The following is a 12,117-nucleotide window of genomic DNA, read 5'->3' as shown; positions in this document are numbered from 1 at the left end:
CGGACCGGCCGGGTCAGGCGGCCCGCTCGGGCGCCGGCGTGACGACGCGGGCGGTGCGCGTCGGCTTGAAGCTGGCCGACCACGTCATCGCGGGCCGTTCGAACATCCGGTAGAACAGGTAGGCGACCGGGATCGCGGCGGCCATGAACGCGAACGACGGCCAGATCGACAACTGCAGTTCGGAGTGGAACAGTACCGAGCCGAGGCAGACGAACAGCGGCAGGTGGATCAGGTACAGCGAGTAGCTGAAGTCGCCGAACCAGCCGAGCACGCGCAGCGGCGGCGTCGGACGCGGCGGGCGGGCGAGCGCGCGGTACAGGAAGCATGCGAAGCCGGCCGACCACAGCTGGAACGCGCCGTACTGGCCGTAGTGGAACGCACCGCAACCGGCGGCCAGCAGCACGGCGGCCGCGACGTACCACGCGCGCGACGGCACGGCGGCCGCGCCGCGCGCCTGCTGCGCGCGCACGTCGGCGATCCACGCGCCGATCGTCCAGGACAGCCAGTACGACGTGAAGAACTGCAGATCGTGCCGTTCGAGCAGCCACGCCGACGCGACGTTGACGAGCGCGACCGCGGCCACGACGGCCGGCATGCCGATGCGCCGGCGCAGCGCGAACAGCAGCGGGTAGATCGCGTAGAACTGTACTTCGAGCGACAGCGTCCACAGCGCGCCGTTCGACCCGTACGTATAGCCGGCAACGCCCTGCAGCGAGAACAGGTTCACGAGGAACGCCGTGATGCCGATGTCGCGGATCTTGTGGCTGACGGGCTCGATCTGCAGGCTGACCGCGTCGAGCGCGAGCGTGAACAGCAGCGCGGCGAGCAGCACCGGGTAGATGCGCGCGAACCGGCGCGCCCAGAAGTTCGGCGCGTCGAGCCGGTAGGCGGGATCGGCCGCGAACTTGAGCGCCGCGTTGCGGTGGATGCAGTAGCCGCTGATCACGAAGAAGATCGGCACGCCGGCCGAGCCCCACGCGAACGGGAAGGTCAGGTAGCCGGCGATCGCGCTCGGGTTCAGCGCATGACCGTAAGCGTGATGGAAGCTCTGCATGCCGACCCAGACGACCTGGCGGCAATGGAAATAGGCGACGAGCAGCGCTGCGAAGCCGCGCATCGCGTCGATCACGTGTTCCTTGTGATCGGCGACGGGCGGCGCGGTCAGAGACGATCCGCTGAAAGCTTGCATGCGATTCGATTCCTTGCGACGGATGGAGGGAAGTCTGGATCCCATCGTAATCCGCAAGAATTCGATCAATGAATAAAAAAATACCGCCGCGTATTAACGGTATTCCGCATGATGGTTTTATCCGGATCTGAAAGCGGTTTCGCAGGCGCCTCAAATTATTTGCCGATTTTTTTCTGATAGTTTGAAGCTCCAGATGATTGATGCAAGGAGCGGCAAGATGGACATGCATTGGATCGCGAGCGCGGCAGTACTGCTGGTCATGGCCGTGCTGTCGGCGTACCGCGAGGCGCTGAAGAACGAGCCGATTCGCCCGGGTCTCGAACGGGGCGGTGTGCCCTATATCGAGGAATTCGAATCGTAAGAATTTGTATCCGGAAAATCGGTAATTTGTTTCTGCTTCGGCAATCGGTCCGGCAATATCGACCGAGTTGAAAGGATTATATTTTTTCTGGAATCATTGGGCAATCGTCCATATCGAAAATGAGCGGAGTGGAATTGGCAGTACCGTCGATTCTCGATATGCCGTTCGGAAAAACATCGCGCCGGGTCGCTGGTCGACGCGGCGCAGTCAACGCAATCAGGATGCGAACATGTTGAAAGTCACCAAGGCCGTGTTCCCCGTTGCCGGTCTCGGCACGCGGTTCCTCCCGGCTACGAAGGCGAGCCCGAAGGAAATGTTGCCCGTCGTCGACAAGCCGCTGATTCAATACGCGGTCGAGGAAGCGATCAACGCCGGTATCACCGAGATGATCTTCGTCACCGGGCGCAGCAAGCGCGCGATCGAGGATCACTTCGACAAGTCGTACGAGATCGAAGCCGAACTCGAGGCGCGCGGCAAGGACAAGCTGCTCGATCTCGTGCGCAGCATCAAGCCGAGCAACGTCAATTGCTTCTACGTGCGCCAGCCGGAAGCGCTCGGTCTTGGCCACGCTGTGTTGTGCGCGGAAAAGCTCGTGCACGGCGAGCCGTTCGCGGTGATCCTCGCCGACGACCTGCTGCACGGCGAGCAGCCGGTGCTCAAGCAGCTCGTCGACGTGTTCGACCACTATCACAGCTCGGTGATCGGGGTCGAGACGATCCCGCGCGAGGACAGCCGCTCGTACGGCGTCGTCGAAGGCCGAGAATGGGAAGAGGACATCATCAAGCTGTCGGGCATCATCGAGAAGCCCGCGCCCGAGGATGCGCCGTCGAACCTCGGCGTGGTCGGCCGCTACGTGTTCATGCCGACGATCTTCGATCACCTCCGCAAGCTCAAGCCGGGTGCAGGCGGTGAACTGCAACTCACCGATGCGGTCCAGTCGCTGCTCGCGAACGAGCAGGTGCTCGCGTATCGCTACTTCGGCACGCGTTTCGACTGCGGCAGCAAGATCGGCTATCTCAAGGCAACCGTCGAGCTCGCGCTCCAGCATCCGGAAGTGAGCCGCGAATTCGAGGCGTACCTGCGTACCTGCTTGCCCGCGCTGGCTGCTGTCGCCTAAGCAGCCGCGCGCTCCGTCGTTTCAGGTGGTGGTTGTTCCGTTGGCCCCGGCCGCTCAGGCGCCGGGGCATTTTTGCTTTTGCGGGTGCGCGATCGTGGTGCGAGCGGTCGGCGTGGCCGGCGTGTCGTGTCGGGTTCGCATGGCGAGTGGTGCCGTGTGTGGAGCAGGGCGCGCCGGCGCGGTCTGGCGCCACGCCTGAAGCCGGTGCCGAAGCGCTCTCCCGGGCGAGCGGATCAGCGGTTCCTTTGGCGCGATGCACATTGACGCGCGTGCTGGCGTCGGTCCACCGGTGTCGGTTCATCACGCAGCGCCGCTGCGCGTCAGCTTCTCGACGCTGTCGATATCACGGCTTTCCCGTGTATTTCCCGCTCCGTCTTTTCCGCGCCTGCGTGGCGCTCAACGCGCCGACGTGCTCGGCCGTGCGACGAAGTGCCGAGCCAGCTTCTCGGCGATCGGCTTCTTGAAGTCGAGCAGCCGCTTTTCGAGATAACGCCAGGACAAGTGCGCGAGCAGCACGGCGAGCGAGAATTGCAGCATCTCGGGCAGCGCGTCCCGGACGATTTCCGGCATCGGCACGTGCGCGAAGCGCGCGGGCAGCACGCCGAAGCGCGCCGGAATCAGGTTGTGGAACAGGTAGAAGCCGTAGCTGATCGTGCCGAGATAGACGAGCGGCGCCCAGTCGAGCAGCGACACGACGGGATGCTCGGGTTCGCTGACGATCCACAGCATCAGCGCGCCGAGCGACGCGGACAGGCCGAGATCCGCGAGCCCCGCGACCGCATCGGGCAACGCCGTGCACGCGGGCAGCACGAGGAAGAACACGACGCCTGCCGCGCCGAGCCAGCCGGGCGGAACGCGGCGCACGGCGGCCGGGCCGTGATCGGCGAGCGCCATCGCGCCGACGCCGCCGAGCGCGATCAGCGCGAAATTCCACGGGGAAAACGCGTAGATCAGCACCGGCGACGCGTCCGACAGATAGAGCGCGAGATGCGCGACCGCGCACAGCGCGATGGCTGCGATGCCGAGCGCGACGTGTCGCGCGGCGGGTACCGCGAGCAGCGCGAGCGGCGCGATCAGATAGAACTGCTGTTCAACCGCGAGACTCCAGAAGTGCGACGTGGAGCCCGGCCAGCCGTCCTTGACGACGCCGATCCAGTAATTCGACAGGAACACCGCGTGCCACGCGAGGCCGAGATCGACACCGCGCTGGTAGACGAGCGCGTGCGAGATCGCGAGCGCGGCGAGCAGCAGGTAGTACACGGGGAAGATTCGCAGCGCGCGCTTCGCGAGGAACAGCGCCAGCGCGTGGCGGCGCGTCATCGTGCCGCGCTCGACCGCGTGGCGGTTGCGATGCAGCTCGCCGACGATCAGGAATCCGCTGATGAAGAAAAACGTCCACACGCCAAGCTTGCCGACGTCGACGGCAAGGACGTGGCCCTTGTGGGACAGGAAAACGAGGATGACGGCGAGGGCTCGCAGGCCGTCGAGTCCTTTGACGTATCTGGCTTCGCGCATGGAGGAATCCGGGCATTGAGCGAGGCCAGTATAGGTGCGCAAATATCGAACGTAATTCGCGTTCGGGCACATACGTGAAGGCGTTTTTTGATGCTGGAGCGTCGGCGAAGTCGGTCGCGCGCAACAAAACCTGCGGGAAACCCCGCAAAAACGCATAAAAGTACTGCACGAAGCGTCAAGGCGCTTGTAGAATCCGGCGTTGAAGCGCGCGCATTGCACGCTTCGTGTATCCAACGAACGACCACACCTGGTAGGAGAAACATGGCGACTTCCGCAAAAAAGGTGGCCAAGAAGGCTGCCGCACCGGCCAAGAAAGTGGCTGTCAAGAAAGTAGCGCCGGCAAAGAAAGTAGTGGCGAAGAAGGCTGTCGCGAAGGCGCCTGCTGCTCCGACGCCGCTGAAGGACAAGTTCACGAAGGCATCGCTCGCAACGCACATCGCTGAGCGCGCAGCCGTGGAAGTGAAGGCAGTCAAGGCAGTGCTCACCGCACTCGAGAACGTCGTGCTGGGCTCGGTCCACAAGAAGGGCGCAGGCGAGTTCACGCTGCCGGGCCTGCTGAAGATCACGGCACAAGTCGTGCCGGCGAAGAAGAAGCGCTTCGGCAAGGATCCGTTCACGGGCGAAGAGCGTTGGTTCCCGGCGAAGCCGGCCAGCGTGCGCGTGAAGGCACGTGCGCTGAAGAAGCTGAAGGACGCGGCTGCGTAATGCCGCGTAACGGCTGCCGATTGCATGTCGGCAGCCGTTACGATGTCCAACGATCCCCGTACGCGAAAGCGTGCGGGGATTTTTATTGCGCTGCGCAAATTGTGCGGCAGCGAAGAGGCGAAGCGGTGGCGATGTCCGGTTCGACGCATGACGTGCGACGCATGACGTGCCGCGCACGCGCAATGCCGAACGGCAATCTTCATCCGCGCTTGCCGTTTTTCCGCCACTGCCCGCCACTGCCCGCCGCTCTCGCTGCGCTCGTTGCGTGCGCATCGTGAGGTTCGTGCATCGTAACTGAATGCGTCCCGGCCGAAATCGCCGGACAGGTGGCCGCCGCGCGCGCCGCGATCGAGCAGCATCTCGGCGCGACGCTGGAAGCGATCCACCTGTTCGGATCGGCGCTCGACGGCGGCTTGAAACCGCGCAGCGACATCGACCTGCTGGTGACCGTGGCGGTGCGGCTCGACGAACCGGCGCGGCGTGCACTGATGTCGGACCTGCTCGCTGCGTCGGCGTCGCCCGGTTGCGCAGGCGGCGTGCGCGCGCTGGAGGTCACCGTCGTCGCGCACGATTGCGTGGTGCCGTGGCGTCATCCGAAGCCCGACGCGCTGCTTCAATTCGCCGTGCCCGCATAGGCAGCCTTCAGCGCGGCGGCGTCGAACTTGGTCATCTGCATCATCGCTGCGGCCACGCGCGCCGCCTTGACCGCATCGCGGTCGGCCATCATCGGAATGAGTTCTTCCGGAACGATCTGCCATGAGACGCCGTAGCGGTCCCTCAGCCAGCCACAGCCGTCGGCCGTGCCGCCGTTGTCGAGCAGCGCGTTCCAGTAGCGGTCGAGTTCCGCCTGATCGCCGCAGTTGACCAGCAGCGAGATCGCATGGTTGAACGACTCCGTGCGCGGGTGGCTCATCGCGATGAACGGCTGCCCGAACAGCTCGAATTCGACCATCCGGGTGCCGTCGGTGCCGGACACCGACGTGACGCGCACGACGCGCGAATCCGGAAAGATGCCTGCATAGAAGGCCGCTGCTTCTTCGGCTTCCGTCGAGTACCAGAGAAAAGGCGTGATCTTCTGAATCGTCATGGCGAATCTCCTGTCTGTATTGGCCGGGGTGCAAACCGCGTGCCGACATCGAGACGACGAACGACTGCCGCCGAAATCGACCCGTGGGGACGAATGGACCGTTGCAGCAGATGAACGGCGCCGGCAGTGCGGATGGTAGTCGCCCGGCGGAGAAACGGCGACCTGTCCGGGCATCCGGAACGGCATTGCCGGCGCTTTGCAGCCGCCAGGCGCGGCTGCTGGCCGGATGGCGCGCCCTTGGGCTCAGGCTCCAGTTGCGGGCCCGCGCAGGCGCTGCCGGCTCGCTGGAGACGGACGAAAAAAAAGCCAGCCACGGCCGAAACCGATGACTGGCTTTCCAGGTCGGCGGCAAGGCGTCGGAGACGCCATGCACGCCGGATACGTCGTTTTTAGAACTTGTGGCGCAGGCCGAGGGCGACCAGTTCTTGCGACTTCGTGCCGGCGATGCCGTACGAGCCGATCGATGCTTGCGCTGCCGACGTCGTGCCGTCGGTGTTGAGTTGCGTGCCGCTCGCGTGCTGGTAAGCGCCGACCAGGTAGATGTCCGTGCGCTTCGACAGCGAGTAGTCCGCGCCCAGCGAAGCCTGATGGTACTTGGCGTTCGTGTTGCCGCTTGCCTTCGTGTACGAGTAGCCGACGCCCAGCAGCAGCGGCGGCGTGACCTGGTACGTCACGAAGCCGCGGCCCGTGTTGTACTTCTCGGTCGAACCGAAGCCCGACGATGCGTCCGGCTTGTACTGCGCGTTGCTGTAGCCGAGGCCGAGCGTCACCGGGCCGATTACGTACTGGCCTGCGACTTGCGCGATGGCGATCGACTTCGCCGAGACGTAACCCTGGTTGATCGGGCCGTCGATGATGTTGTCCGACGTCGTCGAACCCCAGCCCGTGCGGATGCCAGCAGCCGTCGGCGTCGGGTTGTTCGCGTAGAAGTAGCCAGCAGCAACGCCGACCGGGCCGTTGTTGTATGCAGCTGCGACCGACCAGGTCTGGCCTGCGCCCGTCTTGCCTGCGACGCCGCCGAGGGCGTACATGGCTTCAGCCTGGAAGCCGGCGAACACCGGCGACGTGTACTTGATCGCGTTGCTGACGCGCAGGCTGTTGTCGTTGTTGTCGACGTCGCCCGGCGTTGCGAACGTGCTGCCGAAGTAGTTGTCTGCCGTGACTGCCTGGACCAGATCGACGACCGGGTCGTACTGGCGGCCGAGCGTCAGCGTGCCGTACTGGTTGCTTTGGAGGCCGACGAATGCCTGACGACCGAACATGCGACCGCCCTGGTTCAGGTGGCCCGTGCCCGGATCAAAGCCGTTTTCCAACTGGAAGATCGCCTTCAGGCCACCGCCGAGGTCTTCTGCGCCTTTCAGGCCGAAGCGGCTGCCTTGCAGGTTGCCCGACAGCATTTGCCACGCGTTGTTGCCTTTGCCGTCATTGCCGTGAACATAGGCGATCGACGTGTCGATCACGCCGTACAGCGTCACGCTCGATTGAGCGTGAGCAGCGCCAGCGGCGCCCAGCAGGGCGAGCGAGAGGGTCGAGAGAGCGAGTTTCTTCATCGTTGAGTTTCTCCACGCAAGTGATTCATCGTTATTTGTTGCGGATTGGAGAATAGCTCAGTGCCATAGACGCAAGAAAGCTTAAAAAATAAAGTGTCTCGAAAAGGTAACAGAGTGAAAAAGTCTATATATATCAAGCACATCAACGACTGTTCCTGTTTTTGAAATAGTTGACAATTGCTGCGGTGCGATTGTTTCAATAGCTGATGCGTATTGCAGCAGACAGCCCGTTTCGGCCCGTTGAAGCACGGAAACGAGAGCTTGCAAACGTTTGCGGTTGCAGCAACGAACGTGCCGGCATGCAAAGAACGCGTCAACGCCGCGCGAATGCGCGGCGGACAGCGTGGTTGCAAAGAGGCGGGCGGTGTGCGAGGCCATGCCGCGGCGCGCGCGAGGCCGGTGCGCGGCCGTTTTGCGGAGGGTGGGTGAATCAGTCGTCGCGCAAGCGGTCGGCGGCGCGATCGGTTTGAGCGGGCGCGGCCGGTGCGATGCCGGCGGGCCGATGCGCGTTGCCGCGGGCCGCCGCGAATTCCGCGCCGAGCAGCAGCACGACCGCGGAGAAGTACAGCCACATCAGCAGGACCGCGAACGATCCGGCCGCGCCGAACGCGCTCGCCGTGCCCGCATGCGCGAGGTACAGCGCGAACAGCTTCTTACCGCCGGAGAACAGGATCGCGGACACAACACCGCCGATCGCGGCGTCGCGCCACGCGACGCGCGCATCGGGCAGGAACTTCATCAATGCGGCGAACGCGCCCGCGAGTACCGCGATGCCGACGAAGAACTGCACGAGGTTCGTGACGACGACATACGGCGAATTGCCCAGCAGCCATGTGCCGACAAACGTGATCGCGGTGTCGAGCACGAGCGACACGATCAGCAGGAACGCGACGCCGAGCACGAGCCCGAACGAGATCAGCCGCACGCGCACGAGCCCGAGCATGCTCGACCAGCGGTTTTCGGTGGCCGGCCAGATCACGCTGAGCGCGGCGCTGAGCGACGCGAAGGTGGCTGACGCGCCGATCGCGAGCGCGGCGAACGAGATCAGCGTCGCGATGCTGCCGCGCTCGCCCGCGCGGTGCGCGTTCTGCACGATCGTCTGGATGCTGGCCGCCGCGTCGTCGCCGATCAGCTGGTGCGCCTGTTCGAACACCTGGCCGCGCGCGGCATCGTCGCCGTAGAACCAGCCGGCCACCGCGATCACCATCACGAGCATCGGCGCGAGCGAGAACGCGGAGAAAAACGCGATGCCCGCGGCCATCGCGGAGCAGCGGTCGGATGAGAAGCGCTTGAACGCGGTGAGGGCCCAGTTGGCCTGTCGTTGAGCAAGACGGGTTGCTTCGGAAGTGATCGGTCGTTTCATGACGGTTCGGTTGCGCGCGGAACGCGGATCATCGTGGGTAATCAGACAATTCGGTATTGATCCGAACATTCGATCATAGTTGCTTGAACTGTCTATACTTCCTTTCAGTTTCACCCCCAACCCCACCCCACAATAACGCCGAGACCGCCATGCTACAAATGTCACGGCGCCAGTTCCTGAAGGTGACGGCCACGTCGCTTGCCGGATCGAGTCTTGCCCTGATGGGCTTCTCTCCGTCCGAAGCGCTTGCCGAAGTCCGACAGTACAAGCTGGCGCGCACAGTCGAAACGCGCAACACCTGTCCTTACTGTTCAGTGGGTTGCGGCATCCTGATGTACAGCCTCGGAGACGGTGCGAAGAACGCGCAGCCGAGCATCATCCATATCGAAGGCGATCCCGATCACCCTGTCAATCGCGGCACGCTGTGCCCGAAGGGCGCGAGCCTGATCGACTTCATCCACAGCCCGAGCCGCCTGACGCACCCCGAGTACCGGGCGCCCGGCTCGGACAAGTGGGAATCCATCTCGTGGACCGATGCGCTCGACCGGATCGCGAAGCTGATGAAGGCCGATCGCGACGCGAACTTCGTCGAGACGGCGGAAGACGGCTCGAAGGTCAACCGCTGGCTCACGACCGGCATGCTGGCCGCGTCGGCGGGCAGCAACGAGGTCGGCTACCTGACGCACAAGGCTGTCCGCAGCCTGGGAATGCTCGCATTCGACAATCAGGCGCGTGTCTGACATGGCCCGACGGTGGCAGGTCTTGCCCCGACGTTTGGCCGTGGAGCGATGACGAACCATTGGGTCGACATCAAGAACGCGGACGTGATTCTCGTGATGGGCGGCAATGCAGCCGAGGCCCATCCATGCGGTTTCAAGTGGGTAACGGAGGCGAAGGCGCACCGCAAGGCGCGGTTGATCGTCGTCGACCCGCGCTTTACGCGTACGGCCTCGGTGGCCGACTACTACGCGCCGATTCGCACCGGCACCGACATCGTCTTCCTGGGCGGTGTCATCAACTATCTGCTGACGAACGACAAGATCCAGCATGAGTACGTGAAGAACTACACGGACTTCTCGTTCATCGTGCGCGAGGATTTCGCGTTCAACGACGGCATCTATTCCGGCTACGACGCGGAGAAGCACGCGTACCCGGACAAATCGAGCTGGGACTACGAGCGCGGCGACGACGGCTTCGTGAAGGTCGACCCGACGCTGCAGCATCCGCGCTGCGTGTACAACCTGCTGAAGCAGCACTACGCGCGCTATACGCCGGACATGGTCCAGCAGACCTGCGGCACGCCGAAGGAGAAGTTCCTGAAGGTGTGCGAGATGCTCGCGACGACGGCCGTTCCCGGCCGCGCCGGCACGATCCTGTACGCGCTCGGCTGGACGCACCACTCGATCGGCTCGCAGATGATCCGCACCGGCGCGATGGTGCAGCTGCTGCTCGGCAACATCGGCATCGCCGGCGGCGGGATGAATGCGCTGCGCGGCCACTCGAACATCCAGGGGTTGACCGACCTCGGGCTGATGTCGAACCTGCTGCCGGGCTACATGACGCTGCCGATGCAGGCCGAGCAGGATTTCGACGCCTACATCAAGAAGCGCGTGCAGCAGCCGCTGCGGCCGAACCAGTTGAGCTACTGGAAGAACTACAAGGCCTTCCACGTCAGCTTCATGAAGTCATGGTGGGGCGATGCGGCGACCGCCGAGAACAACTGGGGCTACGACTACCTGCCGAAGCTGGACAAGCAGTACGACCTGCTGCAGGCGATCGAACTGATGAATGCCGGCAAGATGAACGGCTACATCTGCCAGGGCTTCAACCCGCTCGCGGCGGCGCCTTCGAAGGTGAAGACGGCCGCGGGGCTCTCGAAGCTCAAGTGGCTCGTGATCATGGATCCGCTCGCGACCGAGACGTCCGAGTTCTGGAAGCATCACGGCGACTACAACGACGTCGATGCGTCGAAGATCCAGACCGAGGTGTTCCGTTTGCCCACCACGTGCTTCGCGGAGGAAAACGGCTCGCTCGTGAGTTCGAGCCGCGTGCTGCAATGGCACTGGAAGGGCGCGGCGCCGCCGGGCGAAGCGCGCAGCGATCTCGAGATCATGTCGGGGCTGTTCCTGCGCATGCGCAAGATGTACCAGACCGACGGCGGCAAGTATCCGGACCCGATCGTGAACCTGACCTGGCCGTACGCGAATCCGGAAAGCCCGACGCCCGAAGAGCTCGCGATGGAGTACAACGGGAAGGCGCTCGCCGATCTGCCCGACCCGAAGGATCCGGCCAAGACGCTCGTGAAGAAGGGCGAGCAGCTGGCCGCGTTCGCGCAACTGAAGGACGACGGCACGACCGCGAGCGGCTGCTGGATCTTCTGCGGCGCATGGACGCAGGCCGGCAACCAGATGGGGCGGCGCGACAACTCGGATCCGACCGGCATCGGCCAGACGCTGAACTGGGCGTGGGCCTGGCCGGCGAACCGGCGGATCCTGTACAACCGCGCATCGTGCGACGTGAACGGCAAGCCGTTCGACCCGACCCGCAAGCTGATCGGCTGGAACGGCAAGGCGTGGACGGGCCCCGACGTGCCGGATTTCAAGGCGGACGAACCACCCGAGAACGGGATGGGGCCGTTCATCATGAACCCGGAGGGTGTCGCGCGCTTCTTCGCGCGCGCGGGGTTGAACGAAGGTCCGTTCCCCGAGCACTACGAGCCGTTCGAGACGCCGCTCGACGCGAACCCGCTGCACCCGAACAACCCGCAGGCGCTGAACAACCCGGCCGCCCGCGTGTTCCCGGACGACCGCGCGTCGTTCGGCAAGGTGTCGGAGTTCCCGCACGTCGCGACTACCTACCGGCTGACCGAGCATTTCCACTACTGGACCAAGCATGCACGGTTGAATTCGATCATCCAGCCCGAGCAATTCGTCGAGATCGGCGAAGACCTCGCGAAGGAAGTCGGCGTCGCGCATGGCGAGCGCGTGAAGGTGTCGTCCAAGCGCGGCCACATTGTCGCGATCGCGCTCGTCACGAAGCGGATCAAGCCGCTGACGGTCGACGGCAAGAAGGTCCAGACGGTCGGCGTCCCGTTGCACTGGGGCTTCAAGGGTCTGACGAAGCCCGGCTATCTCGCCAATACCCTGACTCCGTCCGTGGGTGACGGCAACTCGTACACACCGGAATTCAAGTCGTTCCTGGTGAAGGTCGAAAAGGCGTAAGGGGAAAGA

At 64.1% G+C, this 12,117-nt stretch carries 10 protein-coding genes and 1 pseudogene; 5 read left to right on the top strand and 6 right to left on the bottom strand.

Annotated features, from left to right (window positions below):
* Positions 1 to 13: 13 nt before the first annotated feature.
* Entirely contained in the window at positions 14 to 1,189 is a 1,176-nt protein-coding gene (locus tag CUJ89_RS27325; protein WP_114180445.1) for an acyltransferase family protein, read from the bottom strand.
* A gap of 217 nt (positions 1,190 to 1,406) precedes the next feature.
* On the opposite strand from CUJ89_RS27325, the gene CUJ89_RS38355 reads away from it, so the two are divergent.
* Both CUJ89_RS38355 and galU read left to right on the top strand, forming a co-directional pair.
* Positions 1,407 to 1,550, top strand: a complete 144-nt coding sequence (locus CUJ89_RS38355; RefSeq protein ID WP_006479318.1) for a hypothetical protein — start codon at positions 1,407 to 1,409, stop codon at positions 1,548 to 1,550.
* Between the two features lie 229 nt (positions 1,551 to 1,779).
* Complete coding sequence (gene galU, locus CUJ89_RS27320) at positions 1,780 to 2,667, top strand: UTP--glucose-1-phosphate uridylyltransferase GalU (protein WP_114180444.1); 888 nt, start codon at positions 1,780 to 1,782, stop codon at positions 2,665 to 2,667.
* A gap of 396 nt (positions 2,668 to 3,063) precedes the next feature.
* Here the strand turns inward: galU and CUJ89_RS27315 are convergent, their stop codons facing one another.
* A complete protein-coding gene (locus CUJ89_RS27315; protein WP_114180443.1) occupies positions 3,064 to 4,182 on the bottom strand; it encodes an acyltransferase family protein in 1,119 nt (372 codons plus the stop codon).
* 261 nt (positions 4,183 to 4,443) lie between these two features.
* Between CUJ89_RS27315 and CUJ89_RS27305 the strand changes: the two genes are divergently transcribed.
* Together CUJ89_RS27305 and CUJ89_RS27300 are read left to right on the top strand one after the other, a co-directional pair.
* Positions 4,444 to 4,887, top strand: a complete 444-nt coding sequence (locus tag CUJ89_RS27305) for an HU family DNA-binding protein (protein WP_114180442.1) — start codon at positions 4,444 to 4,446, stop codon at positions 4,885 to 4,887.
* A 287-nt stretch (positions 4,888 to 5,174) separates the two neighbouring features.
* Positions 5,175 to 5,483: pseudogene (locus CUJ89_RS27300) on the top strand (nucleotidyltransferase domain-containing protein); the annotation flags it as partial.
* 17 nt (positions 5,484 to 5,500) lie between these two features.
* Here the strand turns inward: CUJ89_RS27300 and CUJ89_RS27295 are convergent.
* From CUJ89_RS27295 to CUJ89_RS27285, 4 genes are all read right to left on the bottom strand, one after another.
* Positions 5,501 to 5,974, bottom strand: coding sequence for a VOC family protein (locus CUJ89_RS27295; RefSeq protein ID WP_114180441.1), 474 nt, complete (start codon positions 5,972 to 5,974; stop codon positions 5,501 to 5,503).
* Between the two features lie 389 nt (positions 5,975 to 6,363).
* Positions 6,364 to 7,524 (bottom strand): porin, encoded by a 1,161-nt coding sequence (locus CUJ89_RS27290; RefSeq protein WP_114180440.1) that lies wholly within the window; start codon positions 7,522 to 7,524, stop codon positions 6,364 to 6,366.
* Positions 7,525 to 7,605: 81 nt separating this feature from the next.
* Positions 7,606 to 7,902, bottom strand: coding sequence for a hypothetical protein (locus CUJ89_RS37855; RefSeq protein WP_152036670.1), 297 nt, complete (start codon positions 7,900 to 7,902; stop codon positions 7,606 to 7,608).
* 52 nt (positions 7,903 to 7,954) lie between these two features.
* Positions 7,955 to 8,887 carry a YihY/virulence factor BrkB family protein gene (locus CUJ89_RS27285; RefSeq protein WP_114180439.1) on the bottom strand — a complete coding sequence of 311 codons (933 nt, stop codon included), beginning with the start codon at positions 8,885 to 8,887 and terminating at the stop codon, positions 7,955 to 7,957.
* Positions 8,888 to 9,036: 149 nt separating this feature from the next.
* Here CUJ89_RS27285 and fdnG point away from each other — a divergent pair, with 149 nt between their 5' ends.
* Entirely contained in the window at positions 9,037 to 12,108 is a 3,072-nt protein-coding gene (gene fdnG, locus CUJ89_RS27280; RefSeq protein ID WP_114180438.1) for a formate dehydrogenase-N subunit alpha, read from the top strand.
* Positions 12,109 to 12,117: the final 9 nt, after the last annotated feature.

It is taken from the genome of Burkholderia pyrrocinia (assembly GCF_003330765.1).
Lineage (GTDB): Bacteria > Pseudomonadota > Gammaproteobacteria > Burkholderiales > Burkholderiaceae > Burkholderia > Burkholderia pyrrocinia_B.
Note: the sequence above shows the minus strand (reverse complement) of the source record. Positions and strands in the feature narration are given on the sequence as shown.